Annotated in this window: 14 protein-coding genes; 2 read left to right on the forward strand and 12 right to left on the reverse strand. The window is 53.3% G+C overall.

Annotated features, from left to right (window positions below; genetic code table 11):
- Positions 1-8: 8 nt before the first annotated feature.
- Positions 9-6731, reverse strand: coding sequence for an amino acid adenylation domain-containing protein (locus tag AAFJ72_RS11530; protein WP_432774079.1), 6723 nt, complete (start codon positions 6729-6731; stop codon positions 9-11).
- A gap of 550 nt (positions 6732-7281) precedes the next feature.
- Here AAFJ72_RS11530 and AAFJ72_RS11535 point away from each other — a divergent pair.
- The gene (locus AAFJ72_RS11535; RefSeq protein ID WP_432774080.1) at positions 7282-8217 is read left to right on the forward strand and encodes an ABC transporter ATP-binding protein; all 936 of its coding nucleotides are present in this window, start codon (positions 7282-7284) and stop codon (positions 8215-8217) included.
- 1 nt (position 8218) lies between these two features.
- Complete coding sequence (locus AAFJ72_RS11540) at positions 8219-8983, forward strand: ABC transporter permease (protein WP_432774081.1); 765 nt, start codon at positions 8219-8221, stop codon at positions 8981-8983.
- A 131-nt stretch (positions 8984-9114) separates the two neighbouring features.
- Here AAFJ72_RS11540 and AAFJ72_RS11545 read toward each other — a convergent pair whose 3' ends face one another.
- From AAFJ72_RS11545 to tenA, 11 genes are all read right to left on the reverse strand, one after another.
- Positions 9115-10665 carry an aldo/keto reductase gene (locus AAFJ72_RS11545; RefSeq protein WP_432774082.1) on the reverse strand — a complete coding sequence of 517 codons (1551 nt, stop codon included), beginning with the start codon at positions 10663-10665 and terminating at the stop codon, positions 9115-9117.
- Positions 10662-11453, reverse strand: coding sequence for a thioesterase II family protein (locus AAFJ72_RS11550; RefSeq protein ID WP_432774083.1), 792 nt, complete (start codon positions 11451-11453; stop codon positions 10662-10664). Before AAFJ72_RS11550 ends, AAFJ72_RS11545 begins: the two co-directional genes overlap by 4 nt.
- Before the next feature lie 20 nt (positions 11454-11473).
- Positions 11474-12808 carry an efflux RND transporter periplasmic adaptor subunit gene (locus AAFJ72_RS11555; RefSeq protein ID WP_432774084.1) on the reverse strand — a complete coding sequence of 445 codons (1335 nt, stop codon included), beginning with the start codon at positions 12806-12808 and terminating at the stop codon, positions 11474-11476.
- Positions 12809-12832: 24 nt separating this feature from the next.
- On the reverse strand, positions 12833-15952 hold the full coding sequence (locus tag AAFJ72_RS11560) for an efflux RND transporter permease subunit (RefSeq protein WP_432774085.1): 3120 nt from the start codon (positions 15950-15952) through the stop codon (positions 12833-12835).
- A 124-nt stretch (positions 15953-16076) separates the two neighbouring features.
- Positions 16077-16832, reverse strand: a complete 756-nt coding sequence (locus AAFJ72_RS11565; RefSeq protein WP_432774086.1) for a CPBP family intramembrane glutamic endopeptidase — start codon at positions 16830-16832, stop codon at positions 16077-16079.
- A gap of 1 nt (position 16833) precedes the next feature.
- Positions 16834-17448, reverse strand: coding sequence for an SdpI family protein (locus AAFJ72_RS11570; protein WP_432774087.1), 615 nt, complete (start codon positions 17446-17448; stop codon positions 16834-16836).
- A gap of 1 nt (position 17449) precedes the next feature.
- Positions 17450-17716 (reverse strand): autorepressor SdpR family transcription factor, encoded by a 267-nt coding sequence (locus AAFJ72_RS11575; RefSeq protein WP_211338277.1) that lies wholly within the window; start codon positions 17714-17716, stop codon positions 17450-17452.
- 213 nt (positions 17717-17929) lie between these two features.
- Positions 17930-18967 carry an ABC transporter substrate-binding protein gene (locus AAFJ72_RS11580; RefSeq protein ID WP_432774088.1) on the reverse strand — a complete coding sequence of 346 codons (1038 nt, stop codon included), beginning with the start codon at positions 18965-18967 and terminating at the stop codon, positions 17930-17932.
- 26 nt (positions 18968-18993) lie between these two features.
- Positions 18994-19755 carry an ABC transporter permease gene (locus AAFJ72_RS11585; RefSeq protein WP_432774089.1) on the reverse strand — a complete coding sequence of 254 codons (762 nt, stop codon included), beginning with the start codon at positions 19753-19755 and terminating at the stop codon, positions 18994-18996.
- Positions 19755-20534: an ABC transporter ATP-binding protein gene (locus AAFJ72_RS11590; protein ID WP_432774090.1), complete on the reverse strand. Its 780-nt coding sequence runs from the start codon at positions 20532-20534 to the stop codon at positions 19755-19757. The genes AAFJ72_RS11585 and AAFJ72_RS11590 overlap by 1 nt, the downstream gene beginning before the upstream one ends.
- Positions 20519-21199, reverse strand: coding sequence for a thiaminase II (gene tenA / locus AAFJ72_RS11595; protein WP_122906327.1), 681 nt, complete (start codon positions 21197-21199; stop codon positions 20519-20521). Before tenA ends, AAFJ72_RS11590 begins: the two co-directional genes overlap by 16 nt.
- Position 21200 lies beyond the last annotated feature (1 nt).

A 21200-nucleotide genomic window follows, 5' to 3' on the forward strand; every position in this document is an offset into this window, starting at 1 on the left:
CCAGATACTTACAAATCGCCAATCAAGTCCATAATGTCGTCCAGTTCTGCCATCGAGAGGTCCTTGTCCACAAAGTCGCTTGGGGTCAGCTCGACGTCTTTCTTTTGCGTACAATGGGTCACAATCGTATTCAGATGATAGTGATAAAGTCCCAGCAACTTGTCGATAGTCGTCTTGCGGTACTCATTGCGGTTGTAGTGGGCATAGACGGCCAACCCGTCCCCGACGATTTTGGCGTAAAGTTCCAGCTGGTGCATGCGCTCGGCGGCTGGGCCGAGCAGTCGACCTTGTGGCAGATGGGAGAACGTGAACAAACCATCCGTTCCATCTTCATGCAAATCATACGAATAATGGAAAACGAGTTCAGGTTGAAGCGTCAAATGGCTGTCATGCTTGTCGGTAGAAGCAGAGAGATGCTTGAGGATGGAGTACCCGATCCCGTTATTGGGAATGGCTCGCATCATCTCTTTGACCAGCTTGATCCGCTCTCCCACCTGGCCTGATTGGGCCGCAGGCAGAACGACCGGGAACAGCGTGCGGAAGCATCCGACGGTGCGGGAAACATCCAGCCCTTTGACCATCGCTTCTCGACCGCGTCCTGATAAAAAGACGCTGACATTGCTTGCCCCTGCCCACTCCTGCAAAGCCATTCCCAAAGCCGTCAGCAACAGTTCATTCGGCTCGGTCTGATAGGCGTGATTGGCGTGGTGAAGCAAGTTTTCTGTCTCGGCTTTGGAAAAGCGGATCCATGCCGTCACTGTGCTTTGTTCTGTCTGGTAGAGCGTCTCCTGGTCTTTGGGCAGCGGGCGGGTCGGGGTGGATTCGACTTTTTTCCAATAGGCCAACTCGTTTTCCAGCTTTTTGCTGGCGGCGGCATGCTGCAGTTCCTCTGCCCACTTTTGATAGGAATGGGTTTTCTTCGGAAAACTGATGGGCTCGCCGGAAGCTGCCTGCTGATAGGCGGTTCGGAAGTCTTCCAGAAGGATGCGCCAGGAAGCATCGTCCACAACCAGATGGTGAATCGCCAGAAGCAGATGGTCGCCTGCTCTTGTCCGGAAGAGCGCTGCCTGAACGAGCGGCCCCTCCTGCAAATTCATCCCGGCTTGCAGACTGTTCGCCTTCTCTTCCACTTTGCGCGATACATCCAGCTCTTCCATGCAGTCCACCAGCTCAAATGCATACAGCGTTCCTTCGTCCCCTCGATTGAACTGGACCATTCCTTCGTCTGATTCGCAAAAACTCATGCGCAAGGCATCGTGATGCCGAAGAAGCGCGTTCAACGCCTCCTGAACCAGCTCTTGCACGAAGCCTTCCGGACGATAAAGCATCCTCGCCTGATTCCAGTGATGTCTGTCCGACGTGATCCGTTCAAAGAAATACCGCTGCATCGGCGTGAGCACAACCGGTCCCGTCACCAGTCCCTGCTCGATGTCGATTTTCTCGAAATGAACATGCGGCGCAATCTGCTCAACTGTCGGATATTTGAACAGGTGGTTCACGACCATTATCAGGTTGTGCCGTTGCAGGCGCGACGCAATCTGCAAGCCTTTGATCGAATCTCCGCCCAGTTCGAAAAAGTTGTCGCGAATCCCTACCCGCTCGACGCCAAGCACGTCGGCCCAGACTTTTGCCACCGTCTTTTCCAGTTCAGTTCGCGGCGCTGCGTATTCCCCTTCAGCCTTCACACTGCCGTCAGGTTCGGGCAAAGCTTTGCGATCCAGCTTGCCGTTTGCCGTGAGCGGAAACTCCTTCATGAGTACAAAGTGGGCTGGAATCATATACTCCGGCAGCTCACGCCGAAGCACGTCCCGCAGCTGGCCGACAGTCCATTCCCGTTCGGAAAGCAGATAGGCGCACAGGTAGGCTTGCCCGTTCTGATCGTTTCTCGCTACGACTACCGCATCCTGAATCGACTCCTCCTGAATCAGCTTGCTGCGGATTTCATCCAGTTCGATGCGGTACCCGCGAATTTTTACCTGGTGGTCGAGCCGTCCAAGGTACTCAATGTTGCCGTCCTCCCGATAGCGCGCGAGGTCCCCCGTGCGATAAATCCGCTCGCCTCTTTCCAGCGGATGGGCCACGAATTTTTCCTGCGTCAGTGCTTCGTTCTTCAAATAGCCTCTCGCCAGGCTTGTACCCGCGATGCACAACTCGCCTGGCACGCCGATTGGCTGCAATTGTCCATGCCGATTGAGGACGTACATGCGATAGTTGGCAAGTGGCTTCCCGATCGGCACAGGACTTTCCACACTGTCCGCTGTGAGCGAATACCGGGAGGCGTAGATCGTCGCTTCCGTCGGCCCGTAGATGTTTTCCAGCTTTACCTCTGGCAAAACGTCAAACACTTTTGGCACGAGATTATCCGGCATCGCTTCCCCGCAGGCGAGGATGTACCGCAACCGATGCCGCTCCGTTCGTCCCTGCAAATACTCGACAAACGGGATCAGCATGGACGGCACAAAGTTGATGTGGGTAATGCCTTCCCGGACTACTGCCTGCCATATTTCTGCGGGGTTCTTTTCCGCCCCTGGCTCCAAAATGACCAGTCGCCCATTGCCGGGAACCCATCCGAAGATTTCTGCGACCGAAATATCGAATATGTAGGTCGTCTTCAGCAGGAAGACATCGTCGTGCAACAACGGATAGGCATCCTGCATGGCGTGAATCACATTGAGCAATGCGCCGTGCTCAATCATGACCCCTTTTGGCTTTCCGGTTGAGCCGGACGTGTACATCACATACGCCAAGTCACCCGGCTTGTTCACTGGTGGCGGATTGCTTGCATCAGGTGCGTAGCTGCTCTCGTTGTCCAGCTCCAGCACGACCTTCGCTGCGCTTGCTTTTTCAGCAAAACGCGCTTGCGCCAGCACCAGCTTGGCACCGCTGTCTGCGAAAATGTAGTCGATCCGCTCTGTCGGACTGTGTGGATCAATCGGGAGATAGGCTCCCCCCGCCTTCAGCACGGCAAAAATCGCGACGATCATCTCGACAGATCGTTCCGCAATCAGCATGACCAGGTCGTCCCGCTGCACCCCTTTTTCCCGCAAGGTGTGGGCCAGCCGGTTCGCCCGTTCGTTCAGCTCGCGATACGTCACGCCTTGTTCGCGGAAGATGAGCGCCGTTTTGTCAGGTGTCGCCGCTACCCATTCCTCAAACATCGGCATCAGCAGCTTGTCGGGGTACGCTTTGGCTGTATCGTTCACCTGTGCGTGCAGCTCGCGCTTTTGCTCTTCTGGCAGCAGTTCAAACGATTGAAGCGGCTTGTCCAGCCCGTGAACGGCTTGCAGGAGCAGGTGTGCAAACTGGGCGATCATGCGGCTGATGCTGCCCTCATCAAACAAGTTGGTGTTGTACTCGAACACAACGTGCAGCTCATCTTCCCTCTCCACCGCTTCCAGTGTCAGGTCAAACTTGCTGATGCCGTTGTGGATGTAGCGCATTCGCTTCTCCAGCTCGTTTTCCGGCGGGCTTTGCATCATGAACATCACGTCAAACAGCGGATGGCGATTTCCTTCGCGCTTTACCCCAGAGCCTTCGACGATTTTGTCAAAGGGTATGTACTGGTTTTGCAGAGCCGGCAAAAGCTCTTGTTTGACCAGTTGCAGGTTATGTAAAAAGCTTTTCTCGTGATCGAGGGAGAGCAACAGCGGCAAGGTATTGACGAACATCCCCAGCATCTGGCGCGTATCCGGATGCTGCCTGCCGTCTGTTACGGTGCCCAGTATGACTTTCTCGCTGTCGTTGTTCATCTTGGACAGCCAGAGGGACACGATGCTGAGCATGAGCATGTAAAAAGTCAGATCATGTCTGGCTGCGATTGCCTTGAGCTTTCGCGTGATCTCCGCGCTTACGCGATGCGTCTGGATCGCCCCTTCATATGTCAATTGCGGCGGCCGTTTTCGCGTCGGTAGCTGGACGACGGGTAGCTCTCCTTGCAAGAGCGTTTTCCAGTAGGAAAGCTGCTGCTCGTATTCGTCGCTTGTGAGCCATTCGTTTTGCCAGCGCGCGAATGATTTGTAAGTTTTTTCTACAGGTGATAACGGCTGTTGTTCGAGCAAAGCCTGCAATTCCCGCAGCAGGATCGATTTGGATAAACCGTCCATGAGGATATGGTGGGAATCGATCCAGAGAATGTTTCTGTCCGCTGTCTCAATCACGCCCGCCCGGAGCAACGGCGCTTGTGCCAGATCAAACGGTTTGATCTGTTCGGCAAGCAAGCTGTGGACCGACTCTTCTGCCCCTGTCTGGCGGACGAAGGGCAGCTCTGCCCAAGGGACAATCCGCTTCACAATCTCGTCACCGTGCAGGTGGTACGTGCTTCGCAAGCCTTCGTGCCGCTGTACCAACTGCTGCAGAGCCTGGCGGATTTGCTCAATATCGACACTCAATGGAAAATCGACCGTAAAAACCACATTGTAGGCGACCGACTCGACGTCCTGCTGCTGGATGACGTACATCCGCTTCTCCACCGCCGATGTCTCGTATTCCTGTTGTTCCCCAAGCTCCGGCAAAGGCTCCAGGCTCGCCTGCTGTTCATTTGCGAAAAGCCGTTTCAGTTGCCGGATCGTCGGATGCAGGAAAAGCTGGTCGTATCGCAACTGGAACCCGATGTCTTTTAGCTGGTGAATCAATTGCATAACCTTGATGGAGTCTCCGCCCAGTTCGAGGAAATGGTCGTCGATTCCGATCTGAGGAATCCCCAGCACGCGGCTCCACACCATAGCCAACTGTTGCTCCAACTCGTCAGTAGGGGCGGCGTAGTCCTCTCTCCCCAGTTCCCCGCCCGTCTGCACCTCTGGCAGTGCCCGCTTGTCCACCTTTCCGTTCGTGGTCAGCGGAAAGCTCTCCATATGGACAAAATACGTCGGGATCATGTACTCCGGCAGATCGTTTCGCAGCCATTCCCGCAGTTCGCCAGACGGGATTTCTTCGGGGGCGACGTAATAGGCAACCAGGTATTTGCGCCCGTCTTCCCGCTCTTTTGCGACAACCGTTGTCAGTTCGATGCGCGGGTGGCTCATGAGAAAAGGCTCAATTTCCCCCGGCTCGATGCGGTATCCGCGAATTTTGACCAGGTTGTCGAGGCGGCCCAGAAACTCGATATTTCCGTCAGGCAACAAGCGTGCCCTGTCACCTGTGCGGTACATGCGCTCGCCTGTTTGCGGATGGATCAAAAATTTCTCCGCCGTCAAATCGGGACGGTTCAGATAACCGCGCCCGAGCCCTTCGCCGACGATGAACAGCTCGCCCGCTACCCCAAGCGGCTGCAATGCCAAGGCCTCGTCCAAAATCAGGATGCGGGTACGGTCAATCGGCTTGCCAATCGGGATATTCGGGTACTGTCTGTCTACCTCAAACATCGTCACCATGATCGTGCACTCTGTCGGCCCGTAACCGTTGTAGAGCTTGTACGTTCCGCGCCGCTCCACTCTTTTCAGCACATCGCCGCCCGTAATCACGACGCGAAACGAATGGTTGTCCATTTGCATGAACTGCTCCGCGGCTCCTGTCGGAAAATAGCTGATGGTGACTTTTTCCCGATTGCAGTAGTCGTTCAGCGCTTCAAGGTCGTATTTCAACGGGGAAGGCACGATGTGCAGAGATGCCCCTGCGAGCAGGTACGGAAACATATCGAGTGCCGACCCGTCGAATGAAAAGCTGGAATACACCAATGCCTTGTCCGCAGCGGTCACGGCAAAATAGCGGCGATGCCACTGGCAAAAATTGACCAGATTGTGATGCTCGATCATGACGCCTTTGGCCAGGCCTGTCGAACCAGATGTGTACATGACGTAGACCAGGTCCGTCGGCCGATTGACGTGCGGCAAATTGTCTTTCCTGTCGCTGTAGTTGCCAGGATCGCACACGTCGATCACTTCGCAGCCGCTGCTCGCTCTGTCTTTCAGCTTTGTCTCTGTCAATAAAATGGTGGCGCTGCTGTCGTGCAGCATATAGACAATTCGTTCCGCCGGATACTCCGGATCGATGGGAACATAGGCCCCTCCTGCTTTCATCACCGCGAGAATACTGACCAGCATGTCCAACGACTTGTCCAGCATGATCGCCACCTGATCGTCAGGCTTGACGCCTCTGGACCGGAGATGGTGGGCCAATTGGTTTGCCCGTTCGTTCAGCTGTCTGTATGTCAAGGAACGCCCCTGATCGACAACCGCCACATTGTCCGGTGACTGTTCCACTTGCTGTTCAAACAACTGGTGATAAGCTTTGTCGATCGGCGCTGCTTCCTCGTTGTTCGCTTCGCAAAGCCGCTTTAATGCCAACAAATCTTTTACCGTCGTCATATTCAGATTTTTGTAGAAATCCCGGTCTTTTTTGAAATGGATGGTTCCACCGGCAGGCTGCGGATAGGGCGTGAGTCGCCCATGCACGATGTTTTCCCACTCGCGGATGAACAGGTCTTCCATCGCCTGATGCGCCTTGTTGTAGCAGTCGAGCAGCGTATCTTCGTCGGCAAAAGCAATCTCTTCCTGGACGAGAATCTCCCCGGTATCGACATTTTCGTCGATGAGGTGGATCGTCACCCCTTTAGGCGTTTCGTCCCAGACACTCCAGAAAACAGGATCTCTCCCTCTGTTCCAGGGCAAAAGGGAGGGATGAAGGTTGATGATGCGCCCTTTGAAGCGGGAAACGATAGCCTTGTCCAAAATATAGCCGTACGCATAGCTGACGATCCAATCGACATCTTCAAAAAATTCTGACTGCTCATCCAATTTCTCCTGGCATATGACGACTTCGTGGTGTAATGATTCCAAGTACCGTACAACTTTGTTGCTTTTGCTCATAAACGTTGTCAGGAATAGTATTCTCACAAAAACACCACCAGCACTTCCAAAATTTCGTTGACAAAAAAGTAGCTTCGACTGAAAATCTTTCTTGAGACAAGTCTTTACACTTTTTTACATATTGTACAAAACAATGGTAATTTGTAAATAGTTAGAGGTCAAGTGTTTATATTTTTCTGAATCTGAAAAGAATTCCTTTTTGATTAAAAACTCTTAACCATGATAGAACCAAGCCCCCTGATGCCCCTATGTTGCTCGCAGGCATCGGGAGACGATTCCGAACGAAAAACGTGGAGGAAAGAAGGACGAACAGCTCATGCCTCAAGTCCGGCGCAGTCAGTCAAAAACGGCTTCATCATTAAAAAAAATATTCATGATGAAAAAAGAGGAACTTCGACAAAAGAAGAGAAAATGTGGAATATATGGAAAACACTGCAATTTCTATTATACACAATCATTCGAAAAAAGGTGATAATTGATGGAGCATGTAATCGAAATGAAAGACCTGAAAAAGTCGTTCGGCGACAAAAATGTTCTGAACGGAATCTCTCTCTCGATTCCCAGAGGAACGATTTTCGGTCTACTCGGCCCCAACGGATCTGGCAAAACGACAACCTTGCGCATCCTGTCCTGCCTCATCGAGCCTACCTCCGGAGAAGTCACCATCCTTGGCCATCAAATCAGCAAGCACAGAGAAGAGATTCGCAAAAAAATCGGTTGCGTAACAGAGTCACCGGGGGTGTACGACAAGCTTTCTGTCCTGGACAACCTGGAATTTTTCGCTGCCTGCTATCAGATTCCCAAAGCCAAGCGTGCCTCCCGCATCGAGTTTTTGCTGCGCCAGTTCGACTTGTGGGAAAGAAGAAACGACCCTGCCGGCAGGTTGTCAAAAGGAATGAAGCAAAAGCTTTCGATCATCTGCGCGATTTTGCACGATCCGGAAGTCCTCTTCCTGGACGAAGTCACAGCCAATCTCGATCCCGTCAGCATTCGCAAGCTGAAAGATTTGATCCGCGAATGGGCTGCCTCCGGGAAAACGATCATCATGAGCTCGCACATCCTGACCGAGATTGACGAATTGTGCCATGAATTCGCGATCATCAAGGGCGAAGTCATTCGCTTGACCACCCCGCAAAAATTCCGCGAAGAATGGAGCACCTACAACGTGATTCTCGATGTCGGCGCAGACCTGCAAAAGTCGGAGCAGGTTATCAAGGAAGCCAAGGAAGTCGAAGCGTACAAACGCGTGGAAAACCAGTTTCATCTGAGAATCGCCGACCCGGAGACAGCCAACCCGCAGTTGGTGAAAAAGCTTGTCGCCGCGGATGTCACGGTCAAATACATAACACCGCTCTCTGTTTCGCTGGAAGATTCCTACCTGAGCTTGCTGGACCAAGAAAAGGAGGCGATCTAATATGCCGACATTTGTCATCATTCGAGAGTGGAAAGAGCTTTTTGCCAACCGCTCTGTGCTGATTACGAATCTTGCCGCGCCATTTGTGATCTTGATTATGGCCTTGATAACGACGGTTTTTGCGCAAAACGGCAAGATGGAGTTTGTCCTGACCTTGATGAAATTGACCAATCCGCTGCTCAATGTGGCCGGAGAGGACGGTACGATTGCCATTGCCCGCTTCTATTTCCTGCTGTTCCTGATCGTCCCGGCGATGATCCCGCTGACTTTTGCCACTTCGAGCATCATCACGGAAAAAATAACAGGAACTCTGGAAAGCGTGCTGGTCACTCCCATTTCCACCCGAGAGTTTTTGCTTGGGAAAATTCTTGCTTTCTCCTTGCCGTCCATCGCCCTGACCTGGGTGATCCAGCTTATCTTTTTGGGCTTTGTCTTTGCCAGCTTTGAAAATGCCGGCTCCCATTTTTCCATTGTGTTCATCCTCGCGATGATCCTGCTCGTCCCATTTATCTCGATCATCAGCTTGTCGCTGAGCGTTGTCGTTTCCTCCAAAGTGGACAACGTCGCCGCCGCGCAGCAATTCGGCGCCTTGCTCGTATTGCCGATCATCGGACTTGCCATCAGTCAGGTGATTTTCCTCTCGATGATGAGCAATCCGCTGATCTATCTCGGCCTCGTGACCGTATGTGCGGTTGTCTCCCTGATTACGTTCCAGATCAGCGTGAAGCTGTTTGATCGCGAGCACATTATCAGCAAGTGGAAATAACGAATGAATGAAACAACCACCGCATGAAATCGTTGACGTTCGCGATTTATGCGGTGGTTTTCTTTTGCCTTGCCCACTCTTTCCATTCCGAAAAAAGAAAAGGGAACGGCCCGCAGGCGGCTCCCTTCGTTCTAGCGCGCACCAATGACCGCTTTGAGCGTCTGGGTAATCGTTTGCCAGTCTTCTTCCTGCAACTGCGCATCCAAAGGCCGCTGCAATTCCGCGAGCACATCATCGACATAGTGCTCCCGCCGCATGCCGACGAGAATGCCGTGCACGTCTGGCGTTGCCCGCATCGTGCGGATGGCTGCCTGGCTCAATGTGTCTGTCGCCATCAGATGCGGACGCACCCGCGACAGCTCTTTTTTAATCGCTTGCGCCCGCTGGCAGTCTTTTGGTGTGTAGTAGCTTTTCAAGGCATCTGTTGCTTTAGTGAGAACTTCCTTGTACGTATCCAGCCACTCCAGCGTCTGGTCGTCCAATTCTCCATGCTTTGCGATCGACTTGCGAAGATCGGTGATGACCGGCTCAAACAGCAGGCTTTGCACATTGTGCACGTTTGCCGACGAGTACAGCTTTTTCCAATATTTGCGGAGCATCGCGCCCGCCGTTACCTTTTTCTTCAGCTCTTTTACCTCGTCCCTCTCCAGCTTCAACGCAGGCAAAATATGGTCGACGATCTGCTCCTCCACTTCATCGACGCGATCGAGGCAGGCTTTGATCTTTTGGGTCGCTTCCTTCTCGTCGATCATTGTTTCAGGTTCCATCCGGATGTCTGTCAGGCGGAAAATTTTTTCCTTCGCTGTCACATCCAGCGTCCGGTTGGTCATCACGCCCAGCCCTTTTTCCTTGGCAAAGCGCAATGCACTCTGGCCGTGCCCATGGTTTTTTTCCAGCAAAGGGCCAGACTCGTACATGTTCATCGGAAACTGGATCACGCGAAAATGGTGATGCGGGCTGATCTTTTCCGCAATCGCCCAGAGAGTATCCAGCGCAATAAAGTCAAACTCCTTGGGATTGCTGCCAAACGAGTTGGCACTTACTCCGTAGCATTGGATGCGCCCTGCCTCGACTTCTTTTTCCAGGTGCAAAAAAGCTTTCTCGATCCGCTCCAGCAGTTCTTCGTACGCTTCCTGCTGCTTGATCTTGTTCATTTTGGCCCATAGCAAATACCATTCCGGATTGTGCAGCATGTAGCAATCAATCTGTTCCAGCTGCAAGCGCTGCAGGCTGCGCGTGAGCTGATCCTGGAGGTACTCCGGATGGATGCAAATCGACATCCCTTCATGGACAGTCGTGAAGTCCTGATACGGCTTGCCTGCGGCCGTCCGCTTCATCGTCTCTTCGGAGTCCTCCCCGACGACGATGCCCGCCTTGGAGACGATGACGAGCTCTTCCCGCCTGATTTTTTCTTCGTCGACAAGCTGCTTCAAGACATGGCCGATGACTTTTTCCGCACTGCCGTTTGCGTACATACTGCTGGTGTCGATCAGGTTAATGCCTTCGAGCAGCGCTTTGCGCAAGGCGTGCTGGTATTGTTCATCCTGTTCATCAATCCGGTATGTTCCGAAGCCGACCTGACTGATCCAAACCTCAAAGCTGCCAAACTGTCTGTATGAAAGATGCGGATTGGCCTGTGCCAGCTGCTGTGTCCCTTCCAGCGTCGCTTTTCCTGTAATCATCCTATCCCCCTGTTTCCGACAAGATAGCTTTGCAGCGTTGATTCCACAATCGACAGAAGCTCTTTTTGCTCCGAATGGATGAAAAAGTGGTCGCCTTGCAGCATGTGCATGTGGAAGGAAGCGCGGGTGTGCTTTTTCCAGGCTTCCATGTGCTCCACGGTCACATCCGGGTCCTGCCGGCCGCCAATCGCGGTCAATCCGCACTCAAGCGGCTCTTCATCCTCGTACTGATACGTTTCGCAGATCGTGAAATCCGCGCGTAGCATCGGCAAGAGCATTTGCAAAATCTCTTCGTTTTCTGCATGGTCAAAAAGCTCCTGCGGCGTACCGTTCAGCGTTCTCAGTCCCTGCAAAAACTCCGCGTCCGGCAGATGGTGAATCGCTTCGCCGGGATCAGGCAAATGCGGGGCATGGTGTCCGGCGGCAAACAAATGCAAAGGCTTGATGCCATAATGTTTGCGCAAATATCTGGCCAGCTCGAAGCTGAGCAAAGCCCCCATGCTATGCCCAAAAAGGGCAAACGGCCGATTCAGATTAGGCAAGAGCGCTTCTGCCAGCTCACGGATCAGCACGGACAAATCCGTATGGAACGGCTCGGTAAAACGGTTGCTTCTGCCAGGCAGTTGCACCGGACAAACGCCGATCTGAACGGGCAGCTTTTTCTGCCAGTCCCGGTAAATGCCCGCGTGTCCGCCCGCATAGTGGAAGCAGAACAAAAGAACCTCTGCCTCCGGTGCCAATTGCGGCGAGAGCAGCCAGCGGGTTTGGGAAACGTTTGTTTTTTGCATCAGGTATCCTCCTTGCCTCATTATGGAACGATGTTGATTTTTGCCCCGTCTTTCAACTGGGATTGTCCTTTGATGACGACCTTGTCGCCTTTCTTCACCCCTGACTCGATCAGCGTCCTCTCCGTTCCTTTCAAGGCGATCGCGATTTCTTTTTCTGCCACTCTCTCCTCGTCTACGACGTAGACGACTGATTTTCCATTGCGCTCCAAAATGGCGTCGGTTGGCACGAGAATGCCAGCCTGTCCTTTTTGGGAGGACACCTCTGCCTTCATCCCGGGCAAAATCGTTCCTTTTGGATTGGGCACCTCGATTTCAACGGGGAACAGCCTGGATTGGCCAGAAGCACTTAGTCCGACGAAGGAAACCGTGCCCTTGGCCTTGATTCCAAGGGACGGGATTTGTACGTCAAGCTGTGTGCCTTTTGGCAAGGCTGGCAACGCTTTTTCCGAAACGTTTGCCTTCACAATGACCGGGTCGAGGTTAATGATCGTCGCAACAGGCTTTTGCGCGGTGATCGTATCTCCCTCCTGGACGAGAATTTCGGTGACAATGCCGTCGACCGTTGCTTTTATCAGCGTGTTGTCCAAGGCGTTTCGCGAAATGTTCACTTCGGCTTGCCCCTGCTGGATGTTGGCTTGCGTGATCCGTCCATTTTTATCCGCCTGATTCACTTGTGTCCGGGCGTTATTCAAAGCGGTTTTCGCCTGATCGAGCTGGCTTTGGTACTGGTTTTTCGCTTGCAGATAGGCATTCTGGGCATTTTCCAGCTCGCCTTTGGACAAGGCATGCTGCTCGTACAGCTTTTTGGCGCGATCGTAGTTTGCTTGCGCCAGTTGCATGCCTTGGGCAATCACGCTCTCCGTGTGCTTGTAAGCCTGCTCTGCCAGCTTCAACTGGTTTTCGGCCAACTGCTGGGAAGTTCCCACTCTGCTTGTGTGCTCCAGATTTGCCTTGGCGACCGCCAGTGTTGCTTCTGCTTGCTGGAGTCTCAGCATCGCCTCCGTCTGATCCAGCTTTGCGATGACTTGTCCCTTTTTCACGGGGGCGCCCTTTTTTACGAAAATTTGCGAGACGGTCCCGCCTGTCTTGCCGACAATGCTGACATCGGTATTGGCAAATACTTCTGCCAGCAACCGATCCGACTCCTGAAGCTCTCCCTCTGTCAATTCCGCTACCTGGACGTCGATAGCGTTCTCGACTTTAATCATCTCCACCTCCGTGCCGGACTGCTTTTCGATCTGAGCTTGTCCACCGTTGGCGTTTTTGTTTTCCGTCGCTTGTGAATTGCATCCCGCGAGGATCGTCGCGCCCAAGAGGCAACCCACACCTACGTTGATTAGCTTCTTCCTGTTCATTTCTGAAAAGCCCCTCTCTTTTGCCTACCCAGACTTTTTCATATCGCGCAAACTTCTCAGCACGGAAATAAACATGTCCTCGCCTGGCTCCCGCTCCTGTTCCTCTGTATCCGGAGTGAAAAACTCTTTCTTGATCCGATACAGCAATTCGTACCCAATCGGCACCACAATCAAGGTCAGGACCGTCGACGTAATCAGGCCGCCAATGACGACAATCGCCAGACTTTTCGTCATCAAGGCCCCTTCGGAAAAGCCAAGACAAAGCGGCAAGAGTGCGCAAACCGTCGCTACTGCCGTCATGATAATCGGGCGCATACGGGTAATGCCCGCTTCGACGACAGCCTCGCGCATGGAAGCCCCCGCGAGTCGCCGCTGCTGGATATTGTCCACATACACGATAGCGTTCGTCACGACGATGCCGACAAGCATCAAAAAGCCGATGAGGGCGGTCACATCAAGTACGGAGCCCGTCAAAAACAGCCCAAACAGGCCGCCGATCACAGCGAGCGGCAAGGACAAGAGAATCGCAAGTGGTGCCGTTGCATTGCCAAACGAGATGAGCATGACAATGTAGACGATGAAAATCGCGGCCCCGATAGCGAGGAGCATGTCCTGGAAGCTCTTTTCCATGTCGCTTGCGACCCCTTCGGAGGACAGCGTGACGCCGTTCGGCAGCTCTTCTGCTTGCAGGAGTGCAAACAGGAAGTTGCTCGCTCCCCCTTTGTTGTCGCTCACAATGTCCGCCGTAATTTGCACGAATTGCTTCTCGTCCTTGCGGTTGATTTGCGACTGTACTTTTTCCTGGTCGATCTCGGCGAAGTCCAAAAGACGCACTTGTTGCCTGCCCGGTGTCTGAATGTAAATGTTTTTCAGTTCCTCCAGCGATTTTTCGCGGTCTTCGCTCAACCCGAAAAACAGATCGTAATCTTTGTCGTTGATCTTGATTTTGCCGATTTTCGTATCCGAGACGAGCAGGTTCACTTCCTGGGCAACCTGCACCGGCGATATTCCCAGCTCTGCTGCCTCGTCCCGGTCTACCTTGATGACGACTTCCTCGTTGATGTCGTTCAAATTGTCACGCACGTTGGTCAAAAGAGGGCTTTCTTTCAGCTTCGCCTTGACGATGTCGCGCGCTTCTTTCAGCCGTTCCAGATCAGGCCCGTGCAGGACTACTTTGAACTGATTGCTTTCGTTGCTGCCCGGCTTGCTCAAAACCATTTCCGAGCCGAGCGGGATCGACGGTTTGATGATTTCCTCAAATTTTTTGATCGTTTGGTCGAGGTCTGTATCTTCCCCTGTTTTTATCAGCAGGACCGCTTCGTTCGTCCGCCGAATATCCGCTCCGTCTTCCGAACCGAGGCTGCTTTGGATGGACTCGACTTCCGCCTGGGCTTGCAGTTTGCTTTCGAGCTGACGAATCGTATCGTCGAGGACGTTCAGTTGGGTGCCTTTTGGCAATGTCACTTGGGCGAATATGTACTTTGCTTCCGACTCGGGCAGCAACCCGAATTTCATGTACGGCAACAGCGCCAGACTTGCTACCAAGAGGACAAAAGACAAAAGACCGACTGCGGGCTTGTGGTGCAGCGACCATTGAAGCAGCTTTCTGTAAGTGTGCGTCACTTTGCCGTGTTCATATTCCTTAATATTGCGATTTTTCAGGATTATCATTTTGGCCAGCAACGGAACAATTGTCACGGCTACCAGCAGAGAGGCAAACAGCGAGCAAACGACCGTCAGTGCGAATGGCCGGAACACCTCTCCGATCATTCCGCTGACAAAGACAATCGGCAAAAATACGGCAGTGGTCGTAAAGGTCGATGAAGTAATGGCGTGAAGCATTTCATTGGTGGCAAATTGAATCAGGCTTTCCTTTCGTTCCTTGTTCAACTGCAAGTGGCGGAAAATATTTTCGATCACGACGATGCTGTCATCCACGACCCGGCCTACCGCGACCGCCATTCCGAACAGCGTAATCATGTTGAGCGTAATGCCCATCCAGGACATGAAAATCAGGCTCACCAGGATCGACGTCGGGATGGAAACGAGGACGATCATCGTAGCTTTTACGTGGCGCAAAAACAAAAGGATAATCAGCGAAGCCATGATGGCTCCGAGCAAGCCTTCCTTGAGCATGCCGTTAATCGAGTTTTTAATATCGAGGGATGAATCGTAAATCGTGGTAAAGGTCAAATGGTTGTACGTTTCCTGCAGCTGGGCGATTTTTTCGTTGATGGCATCGCCTGTTTCTACGGCATTGGCGTCCCGTGTCTTGTAGATGTTGATATTGATGCCGTTTTGCCCGTTGAAGCGGCTGATCGATTGCGCTACCCGGTCAAAATGGACGTCAGCGATGTCGCCAAGTCTGAGGTAGGCAATACCGTTTGCCGGGTCGTCCGACAGGAACAGTTTGGTATCGCGGATGTCTTCCACGTTGCGGTATCGGCTTACTACGCGGATAATCCGTTCTTCCCCATCTTCGGTGATCGTGCCGATAGGCAAAGCGATATGATTATCGAGCAAAAGCTGCTTCAATTGCAAGGGGGAGATACCGTAGTAGTTGAGCGCATCTGCTTTCGGCATGATTTTCATTTCCTGGAATTGTCCGCCTACTGTCGCTACTTTATCGACGCCCTCAATTCCTTCCAGCTCTTTGAGCACGGTGTCCCTTACTTCGCTGTCGAACAGATCCAGCCCGCTTTCCTCGTCCTGTCCTGTCACAAACAAATAATAGACAGGCTGACTGCTAAAGCCCTGGACCATGACCTGCGGCCTGCTCGCTTTTTCGGGAAGCGCGACAGCGGAAATTTTTCGCTCCACCTCGTCTCTGGCAGCCTGTACATCCGCTCCGGTTTCCAAATAGACTTTCAGCATGGAGCTGTTGTTGTTCGAATACGATTCCAATGCGGTAATGCCTGACACTTGCCCGAGTTCGCGTTCCAGCGGTTTCGTTACATCGTCGAGCACGTCTTCCGGCGATGCTTCCGGGTAAGCGGTACTGACGACAAGCACAGGAAAGGAAACGTCAGGCATGTGCTCTACTTTGAGCGACATGGCAGCGACGATGCCGCTTATGACGACGAGTAGGCTGATGATGATAATAGCTGTTGAGTTTCTGAGAGAAAATGTCGTTAAAAAACGCAAGGAATCCCCCCCTCATTGCTAATAAATTCCATCATCTATATTACGCCTTCCGCTTTTTCACTTCAAGAAAATTACATAAAAATAAAAATTTTACTAGCTTTTTGCAAAAACAAACCTGCTTCACTCAGCTTAAAAAGCCGTGAAGCAGGATATCCCCTATCGCGTGAGCAACCATGGCGTACTCCAGCCCGCGTTTCCAGTACAGGTAGCCGAACAAAATGCCTGCCACCCCGTTCAAGGCAATCGTCCGCACGAACAAGAGCGGTGTAATCTCCCCAAAATAAACGGACGCCGCAGGAAGATGGCCAAGTCCGAACAAAAAGGCTGCTGTGATGATGCCGACCCAGTACATCCAGGCCTTGGGAGCAGACTTGCGCCCGAACAGCTTGCTCAATATCCAGACGACGAGTGTCATCATGAACAGCCGCACCATCACTTCCTCGTACACACCGCCTTGAATCGCCGTCAAGACCCCCGCCCAAACCGGTGTGTTCAAGTCCTGGGCCTTTTCCGCGAGAATCGGCATCAGCGGCTGGAAAAGCTGCCGTTCCAGCAAATAGATCAGCAGCGTGCCGATCAGCCCAAAGATGACCGCTTGCACGATTCCTGGCCCGGTAAAGGATGCTCCCTCCGTTTTATACAGCCATCTCCGCAAGATTGGCGCATCGAGCCCGACCTTGCCTGCCAAAGTCAATCCGGCCCACGAAAGCAGAAATGCCGTGATGCCGCCCTGCAAAACAAACAATGCAATGACAGCCGGCACCGGAAGAGGCACCATGGCGATCGCATCCCCGATCATCGTCAGCAAATAAGGAGTGGCCGCAAGAAAGCCGATTGCGCTTAACACCGCCAGCAGAACCGCTATTTTCAAATTTTTCATGTTATTTCCTCCTCTTGGCGTAGTAGAAGCTGCTCCAGATCGCGGCAAGGATCGTGGCCGCTACGATGACAAGCAGCACAATGAAGTGAGCGGGTGACGGCAAAAATGCGGTCAGGACGATGAGCAGCCCGCCGATAAAAAACACACGGGACGCCAGTTGGTGGGTCATTTTCCAGACCTTTTCACTAGCCAGCGTCCAGGGCGTGCGTATCCCGATCAAATGGTTGTGGCGAAAACGCGGCATAAAATTTCCCATGGTAAGGAACAGCATTCCGAGAATGAGCGTTGCGGCGGTCGCCATGTTCACCGTATATCCGTAACCATATGCGATGATAAGGCCGTGGATGACGAGAAGCGCAACCATCAGCGTGTTCCCTATCGCGTCCATGCTGCTTTGGAACTTTTGATAGCTCTGTTTGCGATAGTGAGACAACAGGAAGATTAGCACCATCATCACCGGAACAAACGATACGCCGACAATCTTTGGCGCAAAGCCGTCCGGCTCGCCGTTCACTCCCCAGTGTATGGCCATTTGGTCTGGCATGGAGGGGTAACAAATGATCGCCATCGCGATGCTGGCAAGAAAACACAGTGTAGTCATCGGGGTTATTTTCATGTCATTGCTCCTCTTTCGAATGGAATTGAATAAACCATTTCAACAGGTCCTGAAAAACGGTCGTATTTAACGAGTAGTAGATGTTTTGCCCTTTTCGCTCGTCAAAGACCATTTCCGCCTGCTTCAACAGGTTGAGGTGATGGGAGATGCTCGGTTTTGTCATTTGAAAATGCTCGGCGATTTCACCAGCCGTCCTGTCTTTTTCCCGCAGCAAGTCGAGAATCTTTCTCCTTGTCGGATCAGACAGCGCTTTAAAGGCTTGATTCATGGACATAATGATCGATCCTACTTTCAGAATATCTTTATTAGATATTTAGAAATTTATCAAAATAACTAACTTAAACATACCATGTAAAACCTTTCCAGTCAACTGACAATCGCAAGCGAGCATAAAAAACCCCCGCCAGCCTCACCCTGGCAAAACGAGACATGCTCGTACCAGGCTGTTTGGCTAACAGGGGGTTTTGCTTTTTCACTCTGTTTATTTCACCAGATCACGCATGATGTCTTCTACTTTCACATCGGTCGTAATCAGCTGCTCTTTTTTCATCCAGTCGATCAACGCTTGCCACGACTCGGCTGTCATGGAGCCAAACGGCTTGTCGCCCGCGTCCATCAGCGGAATCAGGATGTCCAGACTTTTCGTCTCGATGTCTCTTTCCAGCGGGAATTCGGCTGCTTGCTTGGCAAGCAACAGATCGAGCGCCTTTTCCTTGTTGTTTTTCACGTAGTCCTGGCCTTTTCCAATCGCGCGCAGGAAGCCTTCGACCGCCTGCTGCTTCTTGCCCAGTGTCTCGTCGCTGGTCGCAAGCACAAGCTCGTAGTAATCCGGCACGCCAAAATCAGACGGCTTGAAGACGTGAACCGGGATGCCGTTTTTCTCCAGAATCAGTTGCTCGTGGTTGATGTAGCCGCCTACGACCGCGTCCACTTTTTTCGCTGTCAGGGCAGGAACGATGTCAAAGCCGATGTCGGTAAAGGACAGGCCAGAGTCGTCTGCACCCGCATGCTTGACCACCTGGCGAACGATGGATTCGTCAAGCGGAATGGACGGGTAGCCGATTTTTTTGCCTGCCAGCTTTTGCGGGCTGTCGATGTCGCCGTCCTTGCGCGTCATGATGACGTTGAGCGGATGGCGCACGAGTGCTGCGACAGACACGACCGGAATTCCTTCGGCGCGCGCCTGGACGAGCTGCGGCTGGTAGCTGATCGCCAGGTCGACTTTGCCTGCCGCCGCCATTTTCAACGGATCATTGCTGTCCGATGGCATCTGCAGATTGACCTTGAGGTTTTCTTCCTTGAAAAAGCCTTGCTCTTCTGCGGCGTACAGGAAGGAGTGCACCGCATTCGGATACCAGTCGAGCGCGATTGTCAGCTCGGCAGGCTCCGCCGCATTTTCAGCCGGAGCCGGTGCTTGCGGCGTGGTTGTGCCAGTCCCGGACTGACTGCCGCACGCAGCAAGTCCAGCGGCAAGGGTCAGTGCCAGAATGGTTTTTGTCCATGTATGCATCCGTTTCATGATTGATCTCCCTACTCCTACTTTTTTTACCTGGATATTGGGTGTTTCGTTTTTGTATGCGGAGACAGACGGCGCTCGATCCGCCCGACGAGCCAGAACAGCAGCATGCCCAGGACAGAGAGCAGCAGGACCGAGGCAAACAGCGCAGGTGCCTGAAAATTGCCCGATGCCCGTCTGCCGAAGTAGCCGAGCCCCTCACTCGCGCCGAGCCACTCCCCAATCGTCGCACCCGCGACACTGTACGTCGCGGCCACCTTCAAGCCGCTGAAAAAATGCGGCAGGCTCGACGGCAACTGCAGCTTCGTGAACATTTGCCAGCGGGTCGCGCCCATTGTTTTCAGCAGTTGCAGCATCTCCTTGTCTGTCGAGCGAAGACCGTCATACATGTTGACGACAATCGGGAAAAAGGTGAACAGGATCGTCACCGCGATTTTTCCGGACAAATCGTATCCGAACCACAAAATAAAGACAGGAGACAATGCGATAATGGGAATCGTTTGCGATATGACAATATACGGATAGACCAGTCGCTCGACGACTCGACTCATCTTCATCGCAAAAGCGAGCAAAACGCCAAAGACAATCGAGACAGACAGGCCGAGCAGCACTTCCTTCAACGTCGCCCACAGATGCAGCCCGAGAAGTGCGCCGCGCAACTCCCACAGTGCCAGCACGACTGCACTCGGCGGCGGCAGGATGAACGGCGGCACGGCCAGCAGGCGGCACACAGCCTCCCAGGCGACGAAAAAGAGCGCGATGGAAATGCCGAACCAAACCCCTCTCGTCATCACGCTTCCCTCCCCAGCTTCTGCAGCCTGGACTGTTCTGTGCGCAGCAACGTCCAGATTTGTTCGCGTAGGGCGAGAAAGCCAGGCTGATTCCGGCTGCCGACCGCTCGCGGCCGAGGGATGGAAACGTGCAGCTCGATTGGCTGGCGAATCGGCTTGCCCAACAGGACGATCACGCGGTCAGCGAGCAAGATCGCCTCGTCGATGTCGTGCGTAATCATCAGCATCGTACTGCCTGTCTCCTGCCATTTTTCCATCAGCCATTCCTGCATGTCGAGCCGCGTAATGCCATCGAGGGCGCTGAACGGCTCGTCGAGCAGCATCAGGTCTGTCCCGGACAGCAGCGCGCGCAAAAAGGAGACGCGCTGCCGCATGCCGCCGGAAAGCTGGGCAGGATAGGCGTCTGCCCACTCCTGCAATCCGTACCGGGGCAGCTCTTGTCTGACGCGCTCATGCGCTTCCTTTTTCGGCACGCCCTTGATCTCCAGCGGCAAGGCTGCATTTTCCACAATCGTCCGCCACGGCATGAGTAGATCGCGCTGAGGCATGTAGCCTACGTGCCCCAACCGCTGTTCCATCCGTTCCCCGTCCAGCCGGATTTCTCCCTGTTCGGGCTGCAAAAGTCCCGCGATCAGTTGAAACAACGTGCTTTTTCCGATCCCGCTTGGCCCGATCAAGCTGACGAACTCGCCTTTTTTCACGCGCAGATCAAAGTCTTCGAGAATCGGCGTACCTGTGTATGAGAAGCGGACGTTGGAGAAAGCTAGTTGATCGCGCACGGCCACATTTCCTCTCTATAGGCCATATCCCAGAACATGTATTCCATCTTGGAGGTGTTGACGAAATACTCTTCCAGTCTCGCCAGCTCCTGCTCGTTTTTCCCTTCTGCCAGCTTGTTCATGATGTCGATCAGCCAGATCGCGAGCTGACCGAACTCGTCCGAACTGTACATGCGCACCCACTCGCCGTACAGCTCGTGGTCCAGCGCCCCTTCGACCTGCGCCAGCCGCTTGCCGATCTCCCAGTAGCTCCACGTGCACGGAAGCAGCGCGCTGACCAGCTCGGCCAGCGAGCCTTGGTGCGCGGCACGCAGCATGTAGCTGGTGTAGCCGAGCATGACAAAGGACGGCTCGGTCGCTTCCAGTTCCTCGCGGGAAATGCCGAAGCGGGCGGCATACTGGCGGTGCAGCTCCATCTCCATGTTGAGCGTCGATTCCTGCAAGGCCGCAAACCGGGCGCTCATCTCCAGGTCGTATGCCTTCACACTGGCAAGTGCGAACATTTTGGCGTAATCAATCAGATAGATGTAGTCCTGCTTCAGGTAAAATTTGAACGACTCCACAGGCAGCGTGCCGTCACCGAGACCCGTTACGAACGGATGCTGGTGAACGCGCTCCCAGATCGGAGCCACACTGCGCAACAATCGGTCTGTAAAGGTTGCCATG

The sequence above is a fragment of the Brevibacillus gelatini genome, assembly GCF_050920745.1.
In the GTDB taxonomy this organism is placed as follows: Bacteria; Bacillota; Bacilli; order Brevibacillales; family Brevibacillaceae; genus Brevibacillus; species Brevibacillus gelatini.